The organism is Sphingomonas faeni, from assembly GCF_023195535.1.
Classification (GTDB): domain Bacteria; phylum Pseudomonadota; class Alphaproteobacteria; order Sphingomonadales; family Sphingomonadaceae; genus Sphingomonas; species Sphingomonas faeni_B.
On record NZ_JALPNF010000001.1, the window covers coordinates 493,136 to 517,574 of the forward strand.

At 68.1% G+C, this 24,439-nt stretch carries 19 protein-coding genes and 2 riboswitches; of the genes, 16 read left to right on the plus strand and 3 right to left on the minus strand.

The window, feature by feature from the left end; all coding sequences use genetic code 11:
• The first annotated feature begins 68 nt into the window (after nt 1–68).
• The 9 genes from SPHN_RS01985 (at nt 69) to cobJ (ending at nt 12,767) form a co-directional block, all read left to right on the plus strand.
• On the plus strand, nt 69–2,123 hold the full coding sequence (locus SPHN_RS01985) for a TonB-dependent receptor (RefSeq protein ID WP_248520798.1): 2,055 nt from the start codon (nt 69–71) through the stop codon (nt 2,121–2,123).
• A complete protein-coding gene (locus tag SPHN_RS01990; RefSeq protein WP_248520799.1) occupies nt 2,123–3,259 on the plus strand; it encodes a PepSY-associated TM helix domain-containing protein in 1,137 nt (378 codons plus the stop codon). Before SPHN_RS01985 ends, SPHN_RS01990 begins: the two co-directional genes overlap by 1 nt.
• A 30-nt stretch (nt 3,260–3,289) precedes the next feature.
• A riboswitch (cobalamin riboswitch) is annotated at nt 3,290–3,505 on the plus strand.
• 182 nt (nt 3,506–3,687) lie between these two features.
• Nucleotides 3,688–4,737, plus strand: a complete 1,050-nt coding sequence (locus tag SPHN_RS01995; RefSeq protein ID WP_248520800.1) for a HoxN/HupN/NixA family nickel/cobalt transporter — start codon at nt 3,688–3,690, stop codon at nt 4,735–4,737.
• A 171-nt stretch (nt 4,738–4,908) separates the two neighbouring features.
• A riboswitch (cobalamin riboswitch) is annotated at nt 4,909–5,123 on the plus strand.
• 100 nt (nt 5,124–5,223) lie between these two features.
• A complete protein-coding gene (cobW, locus tag SPHN_RS02000; protein WP_248520801.1) occupies nt 5,224–6,273 on the plus strand; it encodes a cobalamin biosynthesis protein CobW in 1,050 nt (349 codons plus the stop codon).
• 8 nt (nt 6,274–6,281) lie between these two features.
• Complete coding sequence (gene cobN, locus SPHN_RS02005; protein ID WP_248520802.1) at nt 6,282–9,515, plus strand: cobaltochelatase subunit CobN; 3,234 nt, start codon at nt 6,282–6,284, stop codon at nt 9,513–9,515.
• Complete coding sequence (cobG, locus tag SPHN_RS02010) at nt 9,512–10,657, plus strand: precorrin-3B synthase (protein WP_248520803.1); 1,146 nt, start codon at nt 9,512–9,514, stop codon at nt 10,655–10,657. The genes cobN and cobG overlap by 4 nt, the downstream gene beginning before the upstream one ends.
• Nucleotides 10,658–11,287, plus strand: coding sequence for a precorrin-8X methylmutase (locus SPHN_RS02015; protein ID WP_248520804.1), 630 nt, complete (start codon nt 10,658–10,660; stop codon nt 11,285–11,287). It begins immediately after the preceding gene.
• A complete protein-coding gene (gene cobI / locus SPHN_RS02020; protein WP_248520805.1) occupies nt 11,284–12,021 on the plus strand; it encodes a precorrin-2 C(20)-methyltransferase in 738 nt (245 codons plus the stop codon). The genes SPHN_RS02015 and cobI overlap by 4 nt, the downstream gene beginning before the upstream one ends.
• The gene (gene cobJ, locus SPHN_RS02025) at nt 12,018–12,767 is read left to right on the plus strand and encodes a precorrin-3B C(17)-methyltransferase (protein ID WP_248520806.1); all 750 of its coding nucleotides are present in this window, start codon (nt 12,018–12,020) and stop codon (nt 12,765–12,767) included. The genes cobI and cobJ overlap by 4 nt, the downstream gene beginning before the upstream one ends.
• Here the strand turns inward: cobJ and SPHN_RS02030 are convergent.
• Entirely contained in the window at nt 12,743–13,492 is a 750-nt protein-coding gene (locus SPHN_RS02030) for a cobalt-precorrin-6A reductase (protein WP_248520807.1), read from the minus strand. The two genes, cobJ and SPHN_RS02030, sit on opposite strands and share 25 nt — an antisense overlap.
• On the opposite strand from SPHN_RS02030, the gene cbiE reads away from it, so the two are divergent.
• The 6 genes from cbiE to cobF are packed head-to-tail and all read left to right on the plus strand — an operon-like array spanning nt 13,491 to nt 18,624.
• Nucleotides 13,491–14,690, plus strand: coding sequence for a precorrin-6y C5,15-methyltransferase (decarboxylating) subunit CbiE (gene cbiE / locus SPHN_RS02035; RefSeq protein ID WP_248520808.1), 1,200 nt, complete (start codon nt 13,491–13,493; stop codon nt 14,688–14,690). The genes SPHN_RS02030 and cbiE overlap by 2 nt on opposite strands.
• Nucleotides 14,687–15,064: a cobalamin biosynthesis protein gene (locus SPHN_RS02040; protein WP_248520809.1), complete on the plus strand. Its 378-nt coding sequence runs from the start codon at nt 14,687–14,689 to the stop codon at nt 15,062–15,064. The genes cbiE and SPHN_RS02040 overlap by 4 nt, the downstream gene beginning before the upstream one ends.
• Nucleotides 15,061–15,846: a precorrin-4 C(11)-methyltransferase gene (cobM, locus tag SPHN_RS02045; protein WP_248520810.1), complete on the plus strand. Its 786-nt coding sequence runs from the start codon at nt 15,061–15,063 to the stop codon at nt 15,844–15,846. Before SPHN_RS02040 ends, cobM begins: the two co-directional genes overlap by 4 nt.
• Nucleotides 15,843–17,150: a cobyrinate a,c-diamide synthase gene (locus SPHN_RS02050; RefSeq protein WP_248520811.1), complete on the plus strand. Its 1,308-nt coding sequence runs from the start codon at nt 15,843–15,845 to the stop codon at nt 17,148–17,150. The genes cobM and SPHN_RS02050 overlap by 4 nt, the downstream gene beginning before the upstream one ends.
• Entirely contained in the window at nt 17,147–17,866 is a 720-nt protein-coding gene (cobA, locus tag SPHN_RS02055) for a uroporphyrinogen-III C-methyltransferase (RefSeq protein ID WP_248520812.1), read from the plus strand. The genes SPHN_RS02050 and cobA overlap by 4 nt, the downstream gene beginning before the upstream one ends.
• Entirely contained in the window at nt 17,863–18,624 is a 762-nt protein-coding gene (gene cobF / locus SPHN_RS02060; protein ID WP_248520813.1) for a precorrin-6A synthase (deacetylating), read from the plus strand. The genes cobA and cobF overlap by 4 nt, the downstream gene beginning before the upstream one ends.
• Nucleotides 18,625–18,758: 134 nt before the next feature.
• Here cobF and SPHN_RS02065 read toward each other — a convergent pair whose 3' ends face one another.
• The gene (locus SPHN_RS02065) at nt 18,759–21,041 is read right to left on the minus strand and encodes a TonB-dependent receptor (protein ID WP_248520814.1); all 2,283 of its coding nucleotides are present in this window, start codon (nt 21,039–21,041) and stop codon (nt 18,759–18,761) included.
• 185 nt (nt 21,042–21,226) lie between these two features.
• Nucleotides 21,227–22,354: a nucleoside hydrolase gene (locus SPHN_RS02070; RefSeq protein ID WP_248520815.1), complete on the minus strand. Its 1,128-nt coding sequence runs from the start codon at nt 22,352–22,354 to the stop codon at nt 21,227–21,229.
• Nucleotides 22,355–22,530: 176 nt separating this feature from the next.
• Between SPHN_RS02070 and htpG the strand changes: the two genes are divergently transcribed.
• Entirely contained in the window at nt 22,531–24,438 is a 1,908-nt protein-coding gene (gene htpG, locus SPHN_RS02075; RefSeq protein ID WP_248520816.1) for a molecular chaperone HtpG, read from the plus strand.
• Nucleotide 24,439 lies beyond the last annotated feature (1 nt).

Genomic DNA, 24,439 nt, shown 5'->3' on the forward strand with positions numbered 1-24,439 from the left:
TGGACGCGGCTCGCCACATTTGTCGGCGCGCGCCGTCACGGTCGCGCGCCTGTCGAAGGCTCCTGCATATGTTCCGTACTCCGCCTCCATTCGGGGCAGCGATGGCCGTCGTCCTCGCCGTTCCCGCCTGCCTTGTCGCACCTCCCGCGGTCGCTCAGACAACCGCCCCTACCCCCGCCCCTACCGAGACCGACACGCGCTTCACGATCGGCGAGGTCGTCGTCACCGCGCGGAGCATGGCGCGGTCGACCGAGACGATCCTTACGTCGGTCGACATCCTCGGCGGCGACATCGCGCAGCGCCAGTCGGTCGACAATACGTGGGAGCTGTTCGCCCGGCTGCCCGGCGTCGTGCTGACCGACTTCAACCAAGGCACCACCTCGGGCCGCTTCTCGATCCGCGGGTTCAACGGCGAAGGCGAGATCAACGCGGTCAAGCTGATGATCGACGGCATCCCCAGCAACGACAATGCCGGGGGGATGACCGGGATCGACATCGTCCCGCCGCTCGATATCGCCGGAATCGAACTGGTCCGCGGCACCGCCGATCCGCGCTGGGGGCTGAACGCGATCGCCGGCAGCGCCAACATCCTGACGCGGATCGGCGGCACCTACCTCGACGCACGACTGATCGGCGGCGCGTTCGGGACGATCGACGGACAGGTCTCCGCCGGGGTCGACCGCGGCGGCTTCAGCCAGAACTATTTGGTCGGATACCGTCGGACCGATGCGTATCGCGACCATGCCGATCTCGACCGCTTCAACGTGGCGGGCAAATGGTTCTATGATTTCGGGACGACCCGCCTGGGCACGATCGTCCGCTACTCGACCGCGACCGCCGACGAACCCGGCTATCTGACCGACGCCGACGCCTATACCGACCGCACCCGCTCCTACGCGGTCTCGGATTCCGACGGCGGCACGCGAAAGATCGGCCAATACAGCCTGCATCTCGATTCCGACCTCTCCGACACGCTTGCGTTCAGCGCCAAGGGCTATGCCAACAGCCTGCGCGACGATCGCTATGTCCGCTTCTCGGCCAGCGTCCCGCAACAGCGGCGGTCGACCGAGGAATGGCAATATGGCGCGACCGCCGCGCTGCATTACCATCCCCGGGTCGACTTCCTCCACGGCCTGATGATCGAGGCGGGCGGCGACGTGCAGGTGCAGGACAACAAAAGCCTGCGCTGGCTGACCGACCGCCGGACGCTCACCAGCCAGACGCGCGACCAGGATTTCGGGCTGACCGTCTATGGCGGCTATCTCCAGGCGGTGATCGAGCCGACCGACTGGCTCAAGATCACGCCCGCTTGGCGGCTCGATCGCGTCACCGGCGATTTCACCAACCGCCTGGCGGGCACGACCGCGCCGATCAACGACTACGGCACGATCAGCCAGCCCAAGCTGAGCATCGCGATCACGCCCGTGACCGGCGTGACCGCCTATGCCAATTACGGCCGCACGTTCCAGATTGGCGCGGGCTCGGGTGCGTATCTGGTGGCGCCGCGAACCACCGACGTCTCGCCTTCGATCAACGAAGGCTATGAGGCGGGCCTGAAGCTGACCCGCGGCCGCTGGCTCGAAGCGCGCGTCGCGCTGTGGCAACAGACCGCGAGCGGCGAACTGAAGCGGCGGCTGAACGATCCGTCGGGCGATGTCGACAATCTCGGCCGCACGCGGCGGCGCGGCATCGATCTGCAGCTCGACGTGAAGCCGGTCCGCACCGTCGCGCTCTGGGGCAGCTATTCGCACCAGACCGCGCGGATCGTCACGCCCGACCCGACCACCCCGTCGCAGGCCGGCAACGCGATCGACCACGTCCCGCAGAACGTCTTCTCGGGCGGGCTCGACGTCACGCCCAATCCGAGGCTCCGGCTGTCGTTATGGGGCAACGGTCAGTCGAGTTACGAACTCAACCCCGCCAATACGCAGGGGCGATACGGCGATTACGTCGTGCTCAACGCGGACGTGGCGTACAAGCTGACGCCGAGGATCGAGATTTCCGGGCAACTGAAGAACCTCGCCAACACGCGGTACGAATATGTCTGGTACGATGGCACGCAGCGGCTTCATGCGCCGGCGGATCCACGATCGCTGTTCGGCGCGGTCCGGTTGACGCTCTGATGCCACGCCGGCCGCCGCTGCGCGTGATCGTGCGGCGTATCCACCTCTGGCTGGGGCTGTCGATCGGCGCGCTGTTCGCGTTCGCCGGGCTGACCGGCAGCATCCTGGTCTTCTATCCGGAGATCGACGCAGCGCTCAGCCCGGCGTTGCGCGCAGTGCCGGACGGCGCCCGGCCGGTATCGTGGCAGGCGGTCGTCGACACGCTCCACCGCGAGCATCCCGCCCGCACCGGCGCATGGCGGATCGAGGTCACGACGGACGGCGGCGCGATCTCGGTCCGCTATTACCGGCCGAAGGAAACCGCCGGTCGCGACTTCGCGCCCCTGCTCGCCTGGATCGACCCGGTCCGGCTGACGACGATCCGCACCGGCTTCTGGGGCGATACCATCGTCACCTGGATCTACGACCTGCATTACCGGCTGCTGCTGGAAAAACCCGGCGGCATCGTCATGGGGATCGCGGGGATCGTCATGCTGCTGATGATCGCCAGCGGGATCTGGGCATGGTGGCCGCGCCCCGGCGGCTGGTGGCGCGCACTCCGCTTCAAGCGCGACGCCGCCGCCATTCGCCGGCTCTACGACTGGCACAAGCTGATCGGCCTGGCCGGCGCGATCCTGCTGCTCGTCGTCACCGCGACCGGGGTGATGCTCGACCTCCCCGACCAGACGCGCTCCGTAGTCACCCGCGTCTCACCGCTCTACCGCATGCCGCCGCTAGCGGTCATCGCGCGCGGCAAGCCTTTGTCGGTCGATCGGCTGGTCACTGTCGCCGAGCACCGCTTTCCCGGTGCCGCACTCGCCTGGATCGAAACCCCCGCCTCCCCGACCGGCACCACGCGGATCAATCTCGCGCAGGACGGCGAGCCAAGCCGCCGCTTTCCGCGCACCAACGTTTGGCTCGATCCCTATACCGGCGCCATCCTCGCGACCCGCGACGGCCTTGCCGAGACAAGCGGCGACGTCGTGATGAACTGGCTCCATCCGTTGCACGGCGGCGAGGCGTTCGAGCTGGCCGGGCGTATCCTCGCCTTGATCGCCGGGATCGTCCCGATCGCGCTCTTCGTGACGGGCGTGTTCCGCTGGCAACGGCGGCGACATCCGCGAAGGACGATTGGCACCCGGCACGAACCCGGCTAGCACGACACTCGAGCGGCCGGTTCGACCGATTGCTCGCTAGATCGCGTCGGTGCCCGGAAGGGCTTGATTGGGAATGCGGTGCGGACGGTTCGCCGTCCTATGCCGCGGCTGTCCCTGCAACTGTAAGCGGCGAGCGACGCGCACGAGCCCTTTTCGCGAGGGCAGCCACTGGGTCTCGACCTGGGAAGGCGGTGCGCAGAGCCTTGACCCGCGAGCCAGGAGACCTGCCGGCGTCTGGTCGCTCTTGTCCCGGTCCAGGGGGTGGCCGAGGCACGGTGAACGCCGCCTGCGTGACACTGGCTGAGCGACGACCATGTGGCGGGGGCCGCATCGGCGTCGTGCGTCGGCCGCTCATGGCGTCCGGTCGTCGTATGTCCCGGCCGTTCGCGGCAGGCCCCGGTCCTAGTCGGACGCTGCGGGGTTTGTGCATGACGACTTCAACACTCGAAAGACCGGCACGGGTTTCGACCCGCAAGCGCATCGGCTGGCTGTTCGCCGGTCTGGTCGCGGCCAATATCGCCGCCTGGGGCTGGGCGTTCTCGCTGTTCCACGCGCAACCGCTCATGCTCGGCACGGCCTTGCTGGCCTGGGGATTGGGCCTGCGCCACGCAGTCGATGCGGACCACATCGCCGCGATCGACAACGTGACCCGCAAACTCATGCAGGACGGCCAGCGCCCGATCGCGGTCGGCTTCTGGTTCGCGATCGGCCATTCCGGGATCGTGCTCATCGCCGCCGTCGCGATCGCGCTCACCGCCAGTGCGCTGTCGCATTTCGAGGCGTTCAAGCAGGTCGGCGGCGTGGTCGCGACGATGATCTCCGCGCTGTTCCTCTTCACGATCGCCGCGATGAACCTCATCATCCTGCGCTCGGTCTGGCGCACCTTCGGCCACGTCCGCGGCGGCGGCACCTATGTCGAGGAGGACCTCGACCTGCTGCTCGGCAGTCGCGGCCTGCTCGCGCGGCTGTTCCGCCCGATGTTCCGGCTGGTGACCCGAAGCTGGCACATGGCCCCGCTCGGCTTCCTGTTCGGCCTCGGCTTCGACACCGCCACCGAAGTCGCGATCCTCGGCCTTTCCGCGAGCCAGGCCGCCGACGGTCTGTCGATCGGCACCGTGCTCGTCCTCCCCGTTCTGTTCGCGACCGGCATGGCGTTGGTCGACACAGCGGACGGCGTCGTCATGCTCGGCGCGTACGAATGGGCGTTCGTGAAGCCGATCCGCAAACTCTATTACAACATCACCATCACGCTGATCTCCGCCATCGTCGCGATCGCGATCGGCGGCATCGAGACGCTCGCGCTGCTCGGGGCAAAGCTCGGCCTGACCGGCGGCATCTGGGATCTGGCAGCCGCACTCGGCGAGAACTTCAACGGCCTCGGCTTCGCGATCATCGGCCTGTTCGTCCTCTGCTGGGTCCTGAGCTTCGCGATCTACCGCTGGAAACGCTTCGACGAGATCGAAGTGAGGCATGGGTAGCGCACTCCTCCGTCACCCCGGACTTGTTCCGGGGTCCACGGCTCCGCAAACTCACGACTATCGACTGTGCGGAGCCGTGGATGCCGGAACGAGCCCGGCATGACGGATGCAAAGACGAATTGGCACGCCCCCGGAATTCCTCTAACCCATCCCCGAGGCTCGGTTTCACCGAACCTCACAGATCGCGCCGGTGCCCGGAAGGGCTTGAATGGGAATGCGGTGCGGGAGGATTTCCTCCCAATGCCGCGGCTGTCCCTGCAACTGTAAGCGGTGAGCGAGACGCACACGTCCTTCGTTTCGGAGGGCAGCCACTGGGGAAACCTGGGAAGGCGTACGTCGAGCCTCGACCCGCGAGCCAGGAGACCTGCCAGCGCAATGGTCGCTCTTGCTACGATCCAGGGGATGGTCGCGGCACGGTACTCCGTCTGAGCGACGAACGCGTGCGGCCGTCCGGTCGTGCGCGCGTATGCTTGCAGGAGAATACCAATGCCCGATCTTTCCCCCAATCTGGCCAAGGTCCCCGTCACGATCGTCACCGGCTTTCTCGGTGCCGGCAAGACGACGCTCATCAGCCACCTGATCCGCAACGCGAACGGCCGCCGCCTCGCGGTCGTCGTCAACGAATTCGGCACGCTCGGCGTCGATGGCGACATCCTCAAGGGCTGTGCGATCCCCGATTGCCCGGCCGAAAACGTCGTCGAGCTGGCCAATGGCTGCATCTGCTGCACCGTCGCAGACGACTTCATCCCGACCGTCGAAACGCTGCTCGCACTCGACCCGCGCCCCGATCACATCCTGATCGAGACCTCCGGCCTCGCATTGCCCAAGCCGCTGCTGAAGGCATTCGACTGGCCCGCGATCCGCTCGCGCATCACCGTCGACGGCGTCATCGCGCTGGCCGATGCAGAGGCGGTCGCCGCCGGTCGCTTCGCCCCCGACGTCACCGCGCTCGACGCGCAGCGCGCCGCCGACCCCAGCGTCGATCATGAGACGCCGTTGTCGGAAGTGTTCGAGGACCAGCTCGCCTGCGCAGATCTCGTACTCCTGACCAAGGTCGACCTCGCCGGACCCGAAGGCGTCGCCAAGGCGCGCGCGGTGATCGCCGCAGAGTCCGCACGGCCGCTCCCGGTCATCGACCTCACCGACGGCATCATCGACCCGCGCGTGATCCTCGGGCTCAACGCCGCCGCCGAAGACGACATCGCCAGCCGCCCCTCGCATCACGACGGCGAGGACGATCACGAGCATGACGATTTCGACAGCGTCGTCGTCGAGCTGGGCGAGATCGCCGACCCCGCCGATCTGACCGCGAAGATCGAGGCGCTCGCCCGCAGCGCCGACATCCTCCGCGTGAAAGGGTACGCCGCCGTCACCGGCAAGCCGATGCGCCTCCTCGTCCAGGCCGTCGGCGCGCGCGTCCGGACGCAGTACGACCGCCCCTGGCGCGCGGGCGAACCGCGCCGCACGCAACTCGTGGTGATCGCCGAGCACGACCGGATCGACGAGGCCCGCATCAAGGCCGCGCTGGACGGCTGAGGCCCACGATGCACGTCGTCTTCCGCGAGACCCACGGGCTGGAGGAAAGCGCGGTCCCGCAGGACCTCGCCCAATCCCCTGCGGATCTCGTCGTCCTATCCTTCTCCGACGGTGACCTCGGCGCATTCGCGGCGGGTTGGAGACGTGCGGATGCTGCCGGAAGTCGGCTTCCGTCGCTACGCCTCGCGAACCTGACCGCGCTCCAGCACCCGCTCTCGGTCGACACCTATGTCGAGCAAACGTTGGCCGGCGCGAAGGGCATCCTGATCCGGCTGATCGGGGGCCGCTCCTATTGGAGCTACGGCCTGCAACAGGTCGAAAACCTCGCACGCAAGAAGGGCATCGCGCTCGCTGTTCTCGCCGCGGACGGTCGCATCGACACGCGCCTCGACGCCGCTTCGACGATCCCGCTCTCGACGCTGCGCCGCCTGGCTCACCTCTGCGACACCGGCGGCGCGGTCGCGGCGCAGGCGGCATTCGCGCAGTTCGCGCTGGCCGCCGGTTGCTATGCCGGCCCGGTCACCGGAGTCCGTGCGATCGCCGATGTAGGCGGCTGGCAACCGCACGACGGCGTGACGTGCCCGGCCGCGTTCGCGCTCAACGCGCACCGCCCCCGCGTGCTGGTCGTATTCTACCGCTCCTACCTGACCGCCGCCGACCTCCACCCGATCGAAGCCCTGCACGCCGAACTGACCGCGCGAGGCTTCGACGTCCTCGGCCTCTTCGCGCCCTCGCTCAAGGCACCGGATGCGGCCGGCTGGATGGGCCATTGGGTCCGAGCTTTGAAACCCGCCGCGATCGTCAACGCCACCGCCTTCTCCGCACGCGGCGCGAGCGACACGACCCCACTCGACGACGCCGACGTCCCCGTCTTCCAGATCGCGCTGGCCACCTCCGACCGCGCCGCCTGGGCCGGTGCCACACGTGGCCTGTCGCCCGCCGACCTCGCCATGCACGTGGTCCTTCCCGAAGTGGACGGCCGCCTCTTCGCCGGCGTCGCCAGCTTCAAGGAAGCCGCCGCGAGGGACGGCGACCTCGAATACACCCGCCGCGAACACCGCGCCGACCCCGCGCGCATCACCGCGATCGCTGCGCGGATCGAAGCCTGGACGAACCTCGCCAGCAAACCCATCGCCGACCACCGCATCGCGATCGTCCTCTCGACCTATCCCGGCAAGACGTACCAGATGGCACACGCCGTCGGTCTCGACGCGCTCGCCTCCACGCAGGCGATCCTCGCCGACCTTACTCAGGCCGGTTACGCGATCACGCCCGATGCAACCGATCTGGCCACCTCGCGCATTCACTGGCCGCTCGCCGAGTACCGCAAAGCCCTCGCGCACCTCCCCGAAGCTCTGCGAAAGGACCTTCAGGAAACCTGGGGCGATCCAACCGAAGACTTCGCTTTCACCGCGATCGACCAGGGCGGGGCACTCGTCGCCCTCCAGCCCGAACGCGGCCGAATCGAGCACCGAGCGGAAGAGTATCACGACCTCTCGCGCTGCCCTTGTCACGCCTACGTCGCCTTCTACCTGTGGCTCCGCGAGCGCGGCACCGACGCGCTCGTCCATGTCGGCGCGCACGGCACGCTCGAATGGCTTCCCGGCAAGTCGGTCGCGCTGTCCGACGCCTGCTGGCCCGAAGCACTGACCGGCGCGATGCCCGTCATCTACCCGTTCATCGTCAACGACCCCGGCGAAGCCGCCCAGGCCAAACGCCGCATCGGCGCGGTCACGCTCGGCCACGTCCCGCCGCCGCTGGAGCGCACGCGCACCGGCGCCGGCCTCGGCCGCCTCGAAGCGCTGCTCGACGAATTTTCCAACGCGGACGGCCTCGATCCAGCCCGTCGCGACCGCCTGCAACGCGACATCCGCGACGAAGCCACCGCCACCGGCCTCGCCGCCACTCTAGGCCTCGACGACGCGCAGTCCCAAGCCGACGCGATCACCCGCATCGACACGTTCGTCTGCGATGTGAAGGAAAGCCAGTACGGCGACGGCCTCCACATCTACGGCCGCGGCGAGAATGGTGCCGGCGAACGCACCGGGCTTCTGTCCGCGCTCCAGGGCAAACGCATCGCGTCAGGCCCCTCCGGCTCCCCTTGGCGAGGCCGCGCAGACGTCCTCCCGACCGGCCGCAATCTCTACACCACCGATCCCCGAGCAGTCCCGTCGCGCGCCGCGCATACCCAAGGCGTGAAGCTCGCCGACGAACTCGTCCGCCGTCACCTACAGGACCACGGCGACTACACCCGCAATCTTGTGGTCGACCTATGGGCCTCGGCAACAATGCGGACAGCCGGCGAGGAGTTCGCGATGGCGCTCCACCTGCTCGGCACTGAGCCGGTATGGGACATGCAGTCCGACCGCGTGACGGGCGTCGAGATCCTCCCGCTCGCCAATTTCGACCGTCCCCGCATCGACGTCACCCTGCGCGTATCCGGTCTGTTCCGCGACGCCTTCCCGACGCTCTGCACGATGTTCGGCCAAGCCGTCCGCGCGCTCGCCGCACGCGACGAACCGGCCGATTGGAACCCGTTCGTCGGCAAGCCGGTCAGCGCTCGCGTATATGGTCCCGAACCCGGTCGCTACGGCCTGAGCATGGGCGACGCCGCCGAAACCTACACGCCAGAGGCTCGACTGGAAGCTGGCCAAGCGTGGCTATCCGCCTCCAGCCACGCGCTCGACGACGGCGTAGAAAGTTTCGACCCGACCGGCATCCGCGACCGCGTCGCTGCCGCCGACGCCTTTGTCCACGCCCAGGATTTGCCCGAAACCGACCTCCTTCTCGCCGCCGACTACGCCGCCCACGAAGCAGGCTTCGCTGCCGCGCAATCGGTCGCCGGGGGTAACGCCACCCTCTACCATCTAGACGCGAGAGACCCGACCCAAGCCAGGGCCCGTCCGCTCAAGGAGGAAATAGCCCGCGTCGTCCACGCCCGCGCGGCGAACCCCGCCTGGGTCGACGGCATGATGCGCCACGGCTTCCGCGGCGGTGCGGAGATCGCCGCCACGCTCGATCATCTCGGCGCCTTCGCCCACCTCGCCAGCGCGGTCCGCCCCGAACTGATCGACCTCTATTACGACGCCACGCTCGGCCGCGACGATGTCCACGCCTTCCTCGCCGAAGCGAACCCCGGCGCGCTGGCGGCGATGCAGGCGCGCTTCGCCGCGCTCCACGCCGCGGACCTGTGGCCGACCCGCCGCAACTCGATCCTCGCGCGCCTGGATTTGCCGTCGTGAGCGCATTCCAGGTCAAAGGCTGGTGCCCCGACGCATGGCGCCCGATGATGGCCGGCGACGGCCTGCTCGTTCGCGTCCGCCCCCCGCTCGGTCGCCTGACCCGCGCGCAGGTTCTGGGCCTTGCCGACGCCACGACGCGGCACGGCAACGGCCAGATCGACGCCACCACCCGCGCGAACCTCCAGATCCGCGGCGTCCGCGAGGATAGCTGGCGCGCGCTGATCGACGCGCTTCTCGATCTCGGCCTGATCGACCGGGACCAGACCCGAGAGGCGCGCGCCAACATCCTCGCCGCACCCGACTGGCACGCCGGCGACGACACCCACCGCATCGCCGAAGAACTACGCGCGCGCCTGTCCGAACTGCCCGACCTCCCCGGCAAGGTCGGCTTCGCGATCGACACCGGCGCCGCGCCGACGCTGCGGGACGCCCCCGCCGACTTCCGCATCGAACGCGCCGCATCCGGTCAATTGATCCTCCGCGCAGACGGGCGCGAGCTCGGCACCCCGCTGTCGCCCGGCACCGAGGTCGACCACCTGATCGGGCTTGCTCGCTGGTTCGTGGACAGCGGCGGCACCGCGAGCGGTCGCATGGCACGACATGATGCGCCGCTCCCCGATTGGGCTGCCGGCATCACGTCCCCCGCGCCATCGGCGTACAGGCTCCAACCCGGCAGGCACCCTCTCGGCGTCGCGCTCGGCCTGCCATTCGGTCGGGTCTCGGCAACGGCACTAAGCCGCTTCCTTGAAGCCGAAACCGCCGTCGAGGCGATCCGCCTAACACCCTGGCACATCGCGATCTGCGAAACGGATGCCAAGCTCCGCGTGCAGCCGGACCCCGCCGACTTCATCACCGACCCATCCTCGCCGATTCTTCGCGCGGATGCCTGCGTCGGCGCACCGGCCTGTCCGCAAGCTACCGTCGAAACCCGCAGCCTCGCACACCGCCTAGCCCCTCACATAGCCGGCCGGCTCCACGTCTCCGGATGCGCCAAGGGATGCGCGCGCGCCGCCCCCGCCGACGTGACGCTGACCGGGCGCGAAGGCCGCTACGACCTCGCCTTCGACGCGCGTGCCGGCGCGCGACCTTCCCGCGCAGGCCTCGACCCCGCGCAGATCCTCGCCCAGTTCGGAGCCGCCTGAATGCCGTACGCCTATGAAACCGACGGCGCGGCGATCTACCGCCAGTCCTTCGCGATGATCCGCGCCGAGGCCGACCTCGCCCGGTTCTCGCCCGAAGAAGAGCCGGTCGCCGTCCGCATGATCCACGCGGCCGGACTCGTAGGCCTCGCCCAGCACCTCCGCTTCTCGCCCAACTTCGCGGTCGAAGCCCGCCGCGCGCTGCAGGCCGGCGCGCCGATCCTGTGCGACGCCCGCATGGTCACCGAAGGCATTACCCGCGCCAGATTGCCCGCCGACAACCGCATCGTCTGCACGCTGCACGCGCCCGAAACGCCGGAGCTCGCCCGGACTATGGGCAACACGCGATCGGCCGCCGCACTCGAACTCTGGCGTCCGCATCTCGCCGGCGCCGTCGTCGCGATCGGCAATGCGCCCACCGCCTTGTTCCACCTGCTCAACATGCTCGAAGACCCCGACTGCCCGCGTCCGGCGGCGATCATCGGTTGCCCCGTAGGCTTCGTCGGCGCGGTCGAATCGAAGGCGGCGCTCTGGACCGACCAGCCCGTGCCGTGCGTCGTCGTCGAAGGCCGGATGGGCGGTAGCGCGATCACCGTCGCCGCGATCAACGCGCTGGCGAGCGGCACCGAATGACACCCTCGCGAACTGGCGGCACGATCCACGGCGTAGGCTTGGGGCCAGGCGCGCAGGACCTGATGAGCGTCCGCTCGGATCGCCTCGTCCGCGGCGCGCGCCACGTCGCGTATTTCCGCAAGGCCGGCCGCGCCGGTCAGGCCCGGAAGATCGTCGACGGGATGCTCCGCGCCGACGTGATCGAATTTCCGATGGAATACCCCGTCACCACCGAGATCCCCGTCTCGGACCCGCGCTACAACGACTGCCTGTCGGCCTTTTACGCCACCTGCATCGATCACCTCGCGGCGCTAGCCAACGCCGGCGAAGACGTCGTCGTCCTCTGCGAAGGCGACCCGTTCTTCTACGGCTCGTTCATGCACCTCTATACCCGCCTCCAGACGATCGCACCGGTCCGGGTCGTCCCCGGCATCACCGGCATGTCCGGCGCCTGGACCGCCAGCGGCGCGCCGATCACCTGGGGCGACGACGTCCTCACGGTGCTGATGGGCACGCTCCCCGAAGAGGATCTGGTCCGCCGCATCCGCGACACCGACGCGCTGGTGGTGATGAAGATCGGCCGTCACCTCGCCAAGCTCCGCCGCGCCGTCGCCGCCGCCGGACGCGAGAGCGAAGCATGGCTGGTCGAATACGCCGCGATGGCCGATCAGCGTGTCACGCGGCTCTGCGACGCGGACGTCATCACGCCCTATTTCTCGATCCTGCTGATCCACGGGCAGGGGCGGCGGCCATGACCGGTTGGCTCGCCATCGCAGGGCTCGGGCCCGGTGATCCGAACCTGGTGACGCCCGAAGTCACCGCCGCGCTCGCCGAAGCGACCGACGTCATCGGTTACATTCCCTATGTCGCGCGCGTCGCCCCCCGCGACGGCCTTACGCTCCACCCGACCGACAACCGCGTCGAACTCGATCGCGCCACGCACGCGCTCCAGCTCGCGGCCCAAGGGCAGCGCGTGGTCGTCGTGTCCTCGGGCGATCCCGGCGTGTTCGCCATGGCCGCGGCGGTGTTCGAAGCGCTCGAAGCCGGCCCGCCGGAATGGCGCGATCTCGACGTCCGCGTACTCCCCGGCATCACCGCGATGCTCGCCGCAAGCGCCCGCGCCGGCGCGCCGCTCGGCCATGATTTCTGCGCGATCAACCTGTCCGACAATCTGAAACCCTGGCCGCTGATCGAACGTCGCGTGCGCCTCGCCGCCGAGGCCGACTTCGCGATCGCCTTCTACAACCCCCGATCGAAGGCGCGCCCCGACGCCCTGATCCGCGTCTTCGAGATCCTCCGCGAGACCTGCCGCGACGATCGCCCGGTGCTGTTCGCCCGCGCCGTCTCGACGCCTGAGGAAACCCTCCGCATCTTGCCCCTCACCGAAGCCCGCGCGGACATGGCCGACATGCGGACGATGATCATCATCGGCTCCAGCCTGACCCGGATCATCGAGCGCCCGGCCGGCCCGATCCTCTACACGCCCAGGTCGGCACCATGATCGAGCCAGTGCAGCACGTCCTCGGCCGCATGCACCTCCAACCGAGCGGGCAGGGCCGGCCGGTCTATCATGATCACGCGGAGCCCGAGGGCACGCGCCGCGCGCAGCTTCGCCTGCGCGCCCATGCCGCCGGCGTTCTTGCAGACCACCAGCTCGATCCCGTGCGCCGCCATCAACCGCCGGTCACCGTCAACATCAAACGGCCCGCGATCGACCACCAGATGATGCCGCGGCAACCCGGGAGTCTGCTCTGGCGCGTCGACGAACCGCAGCAGATACTCGTGCTGAGGCTGCACCGCGAACGCATCGACATGCATCCGCCCGAGCGCCAGCATCACGCGCCGCGCGGGGCCAGCCAACGCCGCGACCGCACCCTCGATATCGGTCACGCGGGTCCAGCGATCACCCGGACCGGGCACCCAGGCGAGGCGCGTCAAGGCGATATGCGCCACCCCCGCACGCTCTGCTGCCACGACGGCGCTGGCGCTCATTCGCGCCGCGAACGGATGCGTCGCATCGACCATATGCGTCACGCCGTGCGCTCGCAGATACGCGACCAGCCCCTCGACGCCGCCAAAGCCGCCCACCCGCACCGGGATCGGCTGCACCTTGGGGTTCGCCACGCGCCCCGCATAGCTCAGCACCGCGGAATCGCCTCGCTCGGCCAGCATCGCAGCCAGCGCGCTGGCCTCGGTCGTGCCGCCCAGCACCAGGATGTTCGACATGGCTGACACTCCCTGGCTGACGATCATCGGATTAGGCGAAGACGGCGCGGCCGGCCTGTCCGTGGCGGCAAAAGCAGCACTCGCCGAGGCCGATCTGGTGACCGGCGCAGCCCGTCACCTCGCCCTCCTTCCGGACCTTAAGAGCGAGGTCATGCCCTGGCCAGTCCCGTTCGACGCGGGCATTCCCCGCCTGCTGGAACACCGCGGCCGGCGAGTGGCGATGCTCGTGTCCGGCGATCCGTTCTGGTTCGGCGCAGGCACCTCCATCACGCGCCACTTGGCACCGACCGAGTGGGTCGCTTACCCCGCGCCCTCCACGTTCAGCCTTGCCGCCACGCGTCTCGGCTGGCCGCTCGAGGACACCGCCTGTCTCGGTCTCCACGCCGCGCCCCTGTCACGCCTTCGCCAGCACATCGCACCAGACCGCCGCGCCCTCGTCCTGCTCCGCGACGGCGAGGCCGTGGCGAAACTCGCTTGCTACCTGGACGATCTCGGCTTCGGTGCATCGCATCTCCACATCCTCGAAGCCCTTGGCGGCTCCCGCGAACGCGTTCGCGAAGCGACCGCCGCCACGCTGGCGTTTGACGACATCGCGCATCCCGTCGCGATCGGCATCGCGTTTGCCGGCGACGGCACGGTGCTACCGCGAACCTCCGGCCTGTCCGATGCGTGGTTCGAGCATGATGGCCAGATCACCAAGCGCCCGGTCCGCGCACTGACGCTGTCCGCGCTCGCGCCGAAACCCGGCGAGACGCTGTGGGATATCGGCGCAGGCTCGGGCTCGATCGGGATCGAATGGTTGCTCTCCCATCCATCCACCAACGCCATCGCATTCGAAGCCGACCCCGTCCGCGCCGACCGCATCCGCAACAACGCCGCCGCCCTGGGCGTCGACCGGCTGCAAGTCGTCGAAGGCCGCGCACCCGGTGCCCTTGCAGACCAGGCCACACCCGACGCCATCTTCATCGGCGGGGGGCTTTCGGACGCGATGCTGGACGCGCTCTGGAAAGCACTTCCAGCCGGCACCCGCCTCGTCGCCAACGCCGTTACGCTGGAATCCGAAGCGCTCTTGGCCGGCTGGCACGCAGCGAAGGGCGGCACGCTTATGCGGATAGAACTGTCCGACGCCGCCCCGCTTGGCACACGCCGGGGTTGGCGAGCAAGCTACCCCGTCGTCCAGTGGAGCGTCGTGTCGTGATCGTCGCCGGCTTCGGATTTCGCACCGGCGCGAACGTCGCTTCGCTGTGTACCGCACTCGCCGCGGCGCAGCACGGGTGCGCGCCCGTGTCAGCGCTAGCAACACCGCACGACAAGCTGGCGCTCGTTTCGGAACTGGCGGAGGCGCTGGGTCTACCCGTGATCGCCGTACCACCCGACGCGTTGCAGGTGCCGAAAACGCAAACGCAGTCGATCGCCAGCCTCGAAGCCCGCCAGACCGGCAGCGTCGCCGAAGCCTCGGCCCTCGCGGCCGCCGGCCCCGGCGCCCAGCTTCTCGCCACCCGCCATATCTCGCCCGACCGGATGGCCACCTGCGCCATTGCCCGATCGGGTGTCGAAGGACCCGCTGCATGACCGTCCACTTCATCGGCGCAGGCCCCGGCGCGCCGGATCTGCTGACCTTGCGCGGTCGCGATCGGATCGCCGGATCGCCCGTCTGCCTTTACGCCGGCTCGCTGATCCCAACGGCGATGCTCGATCACTGTCCCCCCGGCGCGCGCATCGTCAACACCGCGCCGCTGTCGCTCGACCAGATCATCGCCGAGATCCAGACCGCACACGACGCCGGACAGGACGTCGCGCGGCTCCATTCCGGCGACCTGTCGATCTGGTCGGCGATGGGCGAGCAACTGCGCCGCCTCCGCGACCTCGATATCCCGTTCACGATCACCCCCGGCGTCCCCGCCTTCGCCGCCGCCGCCGCCGCGCTGGGGGTCGAACTGACGCTCCCCGAACTCGTGCAGTCGGTGGTGCTGACCCGCACGCCCGGCCGCGCCAGCACGATGCCCGTCGCCGAGACCTTGACCGCGTTCGCAGCAACCGGCGCGACGCTCGCGATCCATCTCTCGGTCCACAACCTGGCGCAGGTCGTCGCGGACCTCACGCCGTCCTATGGCCCGGAATGCCCGGTGGCGATCGTGTGGCGCGCGAGTTGGCCCGACCAACAGATCGAGCGCGCCACGCTCGCGACGATCGCGCAGGCTATCGAAGGCAAACCCGATCGCACCGCGCTGATCCTCGTCGGCAAAGCCCTGGCCGCGGAGAATATCGTCGAAAGCAGCCTCTACGCAAACGGTTATGACCGCCGCTTCCGTCCCCAATCCGCAGACTCGAAGTTCGCCGGAGACCTCGCATGACCCCCGGCCTGCTCATCGCCGCGCCCGCCTCGGGCACCGGCAAGACCACCGTCATGCTCGGTCTCCTTCGCACGCTCCGCGACGACGGCCTCGCGGTCCAGCCATTCAAGAGCGGTCCCGATTATATCGACCCCGCCTTCCACCGTGCCGCCAGCGGCCGCGCGTCGTTCAATCTCGACAGCTGGTCGATGCCCGCCACGATGCTCGACACGCTCGCCGCCAATGCCGAAGACGCGGACTTCGCGCTGGCGGAAGGCTCGATGGGGCTCTTCGACGGGGTTGCGAAGCCGGGCGCAACCGGCAACGGCGCCAGTGCCGACATCGCCCGCAGGATGGGCTGGCCGGTCGTGCTCGTGATCGACGTCTCGGGCCAGGCACAGTCCGCCGCCGCCACCGCGCTCGGCTTCAGCCGCTACGATCCCAGCGTCCCGATCGCCGGCGTCATTCTCAACCGCGTCGCCAGCCCCCGCCACGAACGTCTGGCGCGCAGCGGCATGGACGCAGTCGGCATCCGCGTGTTCGGATCGCTGCCAAGGCGCGGCGACCTGAAACTGCCCGAGCGCCACCTCGGGTTGGTGCAGGCCGCCGAGCACCCGGACCTCGACGCGCGCATCGATGACTATGCGACGTTCCTCCGCGCGCACGTCGACATTCCCGCACTCCGCGACGCCGCTTCAGCCGGCGCCCGGGCGGCAGGCGCGCAAAGCTGGATCCGACCACCCGCCCAGCGCATCGCGCTCGCGCGGGACGCGGCCTTCTCGTTCACTTACGCGCACGTGCTCGAAGGCTGGCGGCGGGCGGGCGCCGAGATCATGCCCTTCTCGCCACTCGCCGACGAAGTCCCGGCCGCGCACGCCGATCTGGTATGGCTGCCCGGTGGCTATCCCGAACTCCACGCGGGCAAGCTCGCGGAAGCGCGCAACTTCCACGCAGCCCTCGGCGAACACGCACGCACGCGCTCCGTCCACGGCGAGTGCGGCGGCTATATGGCACTCGGCGAAGGCCTGATCGACGCCGACGGCACGCGTCATCGGATGGCAGGACTGCTCGGCCTCGTCACCAGCTACGCCCAGCGGAAAATGCACCTTGGCTACCGCAACGCGACGCTCCACGCGCCGATGGGCGGCTTCGCGGCGAGCGCCGCGCTCACCGGCCACGAGTTCCATTATTCGACGATCATCGACCAGCCGGATGCACCGCTCGCGCACGTCACCGATGCCGAGGGCAATCCGGTTCCCGAAACCGGCTCGCATCGCGGCCACGTCACCGGTAGCTTCTTCCACATGATCGCGAGCCCATCATGACCGGTTTCGTCTCGTTCGTGGGCTCGGGCCCCGGCGATCCCGAACTGCTGACGCTGAAAGCTGTCGCACGGTTGCAATCCGCCGACGCCGTGTTGTTCGACGACCTGTCGTCCGCGGTCCTCGGCCACGCCCGCCCGGGGGCCGACCTCGTCGCGGTCGGCAAGCGCGCCGGTCGCCCGTCGCCGACCCAGGCGCACGTCTCGCAACTGCTGGTCGAGTATGCCCGCACCGGCATCCGCGTCGTCCGCCTCAAGTCCGGCGACGCAGGCATGTTCGGGCGCCTCGAGGAAGAGATCGTCGCGTTGAGGACCGCCGGCATCCCATTCGAGATCATCCCCGGCATCAGCGCCGCCAGCGCCGCTGCTGCCGCCGCGCAGATCCCGCTCACCCGCCGGCTCAGCGCCCGTCGCGTCCAGTTCGTCACCGGCCACGACGTCACCGGCGACCTCCCCGAACAGCGCAACATGGCCGCGCTGGCCGATCCCGAGGCGACGACGGTGGTCTTCATGCCCAAGCGCACCTTCCCGGCGCTGGCCGCCTCGCTGATCGAGCACGGCCTGTCCCCGGACACGCCCGCGCTGATCGCGGAGAATATCGGTCACCCCGACCAGGCCCTGACCCGCTCGACGATCGCAAACCTGGCAGAGCAGTTGCAGGCAGGCTTTTCCAGCAAGCCCGCGCTGATCCTGTACGGACCGCTCATGGAGGCCGAATGATCGACCTCCATCTGATCGGCATCGGCACCGGCAACCCCGATCACCTCACGCGCGCCGCGATCATCGCGATGAACGCCGCCGACCTGATCCTTCTCCCCCGCAAGGGCGACGCCAAGTCCGACCTGATCGACCTGCGCCGCACGATCTGCGCCGACGTCCTGACCGGCTCGACCCGCGTGGTCGAGTTCGACCTCCCCATACGCGACGCCCGCGCGCCGTATCTCAAAGCCGTCGACGAGTGGCACGACGCGATCGCCGCAGCCTGGGCCACCCAGATCGCTATGCATCTTCCGGACGGGGGGCGCCTCGCGCTGCTCGTCTGGGGTGACCCCTCGCTGTACGACAGCACGCTGCGGATCGCGGACCGGCTGCGCGTCGGCGGGTTGGCGATGAGGGTCACGGTCGTCCCCGGCATCACCAGTCTTCAGGCACTCACCGCCGCGCATGCTATCCCGCTCAACACGCTAGCCGCCCCGGTGCTCATCACGACCGGCCGTCGCCTGCGCGAAAGCGGTTGGCCCAGCGGCGTCGATACGCTGGCCGTGATGCTCGACGGCCATTGCGCGTTCGAGACGCTGGACCCTGCGGGTGTCCGGATCTGGTGGGGCGCCTATCTCGGCATGCCGCACGAAGCCCTCGCCAGCGGCGCGCTTGCAGATATCGCCCGACACATCGTTACCAGACGCGCCGAACTCCGCGTGGCCCATGGCTGGATCATGGATATCTACCTGCTGCGGCGAGCACCGGTTGGCGCGTGACACACCGTAGGCCGCCCCGATCCTCAACCGCACGCTGCTGCACCGGCACCGCGACGTACCGCGGCACCGGCGAGCGGGTCGCCGACCGGATCATCGAATGCCGACGATACGTCCGATGATCCGCCCCCGTCAGGTCAGAACGCGACCTTGAACTGGCCGCCGATGATCCGCGGTTCGTTGATCATGCCGGTCAGGTTGTTGAAGTCGATCGCGCTGATGCTGCGATACTGGTTGGTGATGTTACGGACGAAGGCGCCGACTTCGTACCCTCGCGGCGACTTGTAGCCGACCTTCAGGCCGCCTTCGAGCGACGACTTGCCGGTGAATTCGACGGCTTCGTACAGGAAGAAGTTGATGCGGCTGCGATAGACCCAATCGGTGTACGCATAGACCTCGCCGCCGTTGCCGAGCGGAATCCCATAGCGCGCCGTCCAGTTGGCGATCCAGCGCGGCGCCTGGGGAAGGTCGTTGCCGTCGATAATCGCGAACCCGTTGACGATCGGATCGAGCACGGTGCAGGTCGCGCACACCCCGACGCCGATGTTCCGATCGCGGATTTCGGTGAAGTTGTAGCTGCCGCTCGCAGTCAGACTGAGTTCGGGCAATGGCCGCGCCTCGAACTCGCCCTCGACACCATAGCCGATCGCCTTGTTCGCGCTGATCAGCCGCGCCGAATTGCTGCTGCCGCCGACCGCGGTGATCTGCAGGTCCTTGGTGCTGTACCAATAGGCGTCGAGCGAGAAGTTCAGCTTGCGATCGAGCAGCGTGCCCTTGAATCCGCTTTCGCCCGAGAAGGTGGTCTGCTTGGGCGCAGTGCTCTGGACGCTGCCGAAGGTCACGCGGTCCTGGATCGCGGGGCCCTGATAACCGGTCGCGAGCCGCGAATAGACGTTGATCGCGGGCGTCAGTTCGTAGGTCGCGCTCGCATCCCAGGTGACGTTCGAGCCGCGCACGACCGCCCGTGCCGGCAACGTGTCGCTGATCCCGGTGCCGGGGATCGGCGCGGTGACGAGGTCGTTGCGGTAATCGTGCGAGTAACGGACACCCGCGCGCAACGTCAGCAGTTCGGTCGGCTTCGCCTCGATCGACGCGAAGGCGCCGTAATTCTCGTTGCGGTTGTCGTGGAAAATGTCCTGCGTCAGATCGGTCGCGCGCGAGCCGGTGCCGCCGAACGCATAGTCGTACTGGTTGTAGCGCAGCGTCTGGTGGAAATAATATAGACCACCCTGGAGGCGGATGCCGTTCATGTCCTCGCTGGCGTAGCGCAGTTCCTGGCTGAATTCCTTCGGCTTGGTGAGGCCGCCGGTGTTCGACGGGAACAGCCCGACGTTGATGGCGCCGATCGTCCCGCCGAGGAACGTGTAGTTGTTGCCGCCGTCGACGTCGCCGGTGCTCTCGACCTTGGCCTGCTCATAGCCGGTCACCGAGTAGAAGGTGCCGACGCCGTCGAGGTGATAGTCGAGCCGAAGGTTGGTGCCCCATTGCGTGAGGCTCTGGCTGGTATAACCGTCGAGTGCAGCGTGATTCGGGTCGAAGCCGGTGTTGAAGTCGTTGGTGCCCGGCTTGAACAACCCGGCGCGGAAGATGCGCGGCGATCCGGTCAGGTCGCGGACGTGGACGTTCAGCAACGCGTTGAAATCGCTGCTGGTGTAACCGAGCTGGAAGCGCCCGGCGACGTCGCGATAGCCCTCTAGCTTGCGGTCGGCGTTACCCGTGGCGGAGTCGTTCGTAACCCAATCGTCGCGCGACTGGATCAGACCCGATGCGCGGAACGCGAAGCCGTTGCCGATCGGCAGATTGATCGCCGCCTCGCCGTTGATGGTGTTGTAGGTCGCCCAGGACCCGGTCGCATAGCCCGACACTGTGTCGGGGTTGGGCTTGGCGGAATTGATCTTCACGACACCTGCCGGGGTGTTGCGCCCAAACAACGTGCCCTGCGGACCACGAAGAACCTCGACGCTCTGCAGATCGAAGACCGGAAACGACTTCAGCATCGGATTTTCTAGCGCGACATCGTCATAGACCACCGACACCGGCTGCGCGGCGTTGGGATCGAAATCGGTGTTGCCGAGACCGCGGATGTAGAAGCGCGGGAAGGTACGGCCGAACGACGACTCCACCTGAAGGCTCGGCGTGCGACCGGCGAGGAACCGGATGTCGAGGCCGCTCGAGTTGAGCACGTCGAGCTTCTCGCCGCTGATCGCGGTGACCGCGAGCGGGACGTCCTTCGACGATTCCTGTCGGCGGGTCGCCGTGACGACGATCTCGCTCAGGCCCTGATCGTCCGCCGGATCACCGATGGCCTGGCGCGTCGCAGCCTGGTCCTGCGCGGCGGCGGGGGCGGCGAAAGCGAGTAACGGCGCGCTGGCGGCGAGCAGGCGGGCGATGGCAGAGATACGAACAGGCAAGCGAATCATGGATGGTCCCCCCTTGGGTTTCGAGCATCCTCCTGCGTCGATCCGTGTGACCCGGACCCGTCACCGATCGGTAACACCGCTGTAACGTGCGGCAATAGGGCGGATCGGGCTCGATGCGCTTTTGCCGACCACCGCGACATCTTTGCCCCAGTTTTGCCCCCGTCGGCGCCGTCGACCTGGCGACGTCAGCGTGGCAACGGCCGCATGTAGAGCGCACGCATTGCCGCCTCCATCTTCGCGCGGTCGACACGAAGCACGACGTTCTGCGCCCGTTCTCCCAGATGCGGGCGGTACGCGTCATGCCACGACAGCGTGTCGCCATATCCCGCGGTCTGATTCGTGTCGAAATCGATGTAGAGCGCCTCCCCGCGCGTGACGATCGACGGCTCCAGCCAGACCATCGCCGCAATCTCGTCCCACATCGGAAACCCCGGCTCGAGCCCGGTCTGCAGGGTATCGGTGAGCAGGGTATGCGCAGGCTTCAAGCTGTTTAGAAAACCGCGGGTCCACTGCGTTCCGGTCGACGGATCGATCGGCACCATCGTCACCTTCGGCCAAGCACCGTGTGCCATGATCCGCGCCGCTTCCGGGTCCCAGCGGATATTGAACTCGCGTCGCGGCGTATTAACGAACTCGCGTGCAAACTCCGCCGCCGCCGGCGTGTCGAGCTTCTGCTGCGGATTGAGGCTGCCGCCCATGTAGACCAGTTCCTTCACGTTCGCGGCAAAGCTCGGATCGAGGCTCTGCGCGATCGCGATGTTGGTCATCGGCCCGGTCGCGAACAGCGTGATCTGACGAGGGTGCGCGCGCACCATCCGGACGAGAAACGCGGCGGCACTCTCGCTGGAAGGCTTGGTGACCGGATCGCCGATCGGCAGGCTCGGCACGACCGCGGGCAACGGCCTTTCGGACCCCGCCGGGCTCGCGCCGCCGGGCGCAGGCTCGGTCCATGGCCCCTTGAACTCGAGCCGGCCGTACAGCCCCTCCCACCGCTTTGTCGCCGTTTCGCTGTTGACCAGCGGATAGGTCGCGCCCGGCACCACCGGTACATCGCGACGCCCGATTATCTCGACCGTCCGCAGGGCATATGCCGTCGCCGTATCACGCCACACCGAGCCGCTCGTCGTCGTGATCCCGAGCACCTCGACACCGGGCGCCTGGAGCAGCAGCGCGGATGCACCGTTCAGCCCCACCACGTCGTCGTCGATCAGGACGAGGCGTGTGGCGGGTGCATCTCTGGCCGAGCTGGCAACGGGGATGCCCAGCGCGACGAGCGTCGCGAGGCCGAGGATAAAAGATTCTCGTATGATCACGCGATATTGCCCCCATCGCCCGGGCTGCAGCAGCGATACCGTGCTGCAGACCGGCGGTACGCACATCCGCCGCGAGCCTTCCGGCCGTCAATCGCAAAGCGCTGCTGCCCCTTGAATTCGTTCTGACGCCCGTCCAACTCTCCGCCACGAATTTACAGCGAAGGTCGTTCCGCACCATGAATCCAGATACCACGTCCATAGATCCCGAAACCGTCACGCCCGAAACACATGCGTTCGAGGCGGATGTCTCGCGGTTGCTGCACATGATGGTACATTCCGTCTATTCGGATAAGACCGTGTTCCTGCGCGAGTTGATCTCGAACGCCGCCGATGCCTGCGAGAAACTCCGCTACGAGGCGTTGAGCGCGCCGGACCTGCTCGGGGACGAAACCCGCACGCAGATCGCGATCACGCTCGATCCCGACGCGAAGACGCTGACGATCGAGGACAACGGCATCGGCATGACCACCGACGACATGGGCGAGGCGCTCGGCACGATCGCGCGGTCGGGCACCAAGGCGTTCATGGACCGGATCGCCGCCTCGTCCGGCTCGGAGGGCGCACAGCTGATCGGCCAGTTCGGCGTCGGTTTCTATTCCGCATTCATGGTGGCCGAAAAGGTCGACGTCGTCTCGCGCCGCGCCGGCGCAGACACCGCGTCGGTGTGGTCGTCGGACGGTCTCGGCACCTACACGATCGCGCCTGTCGACCCCTCGGAAGCGCCGTCGCGCGGTACCCGTGTCGTACTGCATCTGCTCGATGACGCGACCTCCTTTACCGACCGCTATACCGTCGAGCGTCTGGTCAAGGACCAGTCGGGCCACGTCCCCGTCCCGATCACGCTGCGCGAAAAGCCCGACGCCGAGCCGGTCGACATCGCCGACGGCGCCGCATTGTGGACCAAGCCGAAGTCCGGGATCAGCACCGAGGATTATGTCGATTTCTACCGCGGCGTCTCGGGCCAGTTCGACGAACCCGCGCTGACGCTCCATTACCGCGCGGAAGGGCTGCACGAATATTCGGTGCTCGCCTACGTCCCCGGCGCCAAGCCGTTCGACCTGTTCGATCCTGACCGCAACGGTCGGATGAAGCTGTACGTAAAGCGCGTCTTCATCACCGACGATGCCGAGGTCCTGCCGCGCTACCTTCGCTTCATGCGCGGGTTGGTGGATTCGTCCGACCTGCCGCTCAACGTCTCGCGCGAGATGATCCAGGAAAGCCCGATGCTCGCCGCGATCCGCAAGGGCGTGACCGGCCGCGTGCTGGCCGAACTCGACAAGCTCGCGACGCGCGATGCCGAGGCGTATGGGAAGATCTGGGAGAATTTCGGCGCGGTCCTGAAGGAAGGGCTGTACGAGGATTTCGAACGGCGCGACGCGCTGCTCAAGCTCGCCCGCTTCAAGACCACGACGTCGGACGGCGCGTGGCGCTCGGTCGCCGACTATGTCGCGGCGATGAAGGAAAACCAGACCGCGATATACTATGCGGTCGGCACCGATCTGGACCGCCTCGAAGCCTCGCCGCAGCTCGAAGGGTTCCGCGCACGCGGGATCGAGGTGCTGTTGCTGCCGGACTCGGTCGACGGCTTCTGGGTGACGGCGGGCATCGATTCCGACGGAAAGCCGTTCAAGTCGGTCACGCAGGGTGCCGCCGACCTGAGCCTGATCCCACTCTCGGATGGCGCCGCGCCGCCGACCGCCGACGCAACGCCGGAGGTCGCCGACTTCATCGCGTTCGTGAAGACGACGCTGGCCGATGCCGTATCCGAGGTTCGCGCCTCCGAGCGGCTGACCGACAGCGCGGTCTGCCTCGTCGCGGCGGACAGCGGCATGGACCGCCAACTCGAACGAATCCTCGCCGCCAGCGGTCAGGCGATGCCCGCCGCCAAGCCGGTGCTGGAGATCAACCCGCGCAGTCCGCTGGTCGCCAAGCTCGCGGCCTTGGGCGAGGATGAGGCGTCGCTGCGCGAGGACGCCGCGCACCTGTTGTTCGACGAGGCACAGATCGCCGATGGGGAGCGCCCGCTCGACGCGCGCGCCTTCTCCGCTCGTCTCTCGCGTCTGTTCGACCGCGCGCTCGGCTGAT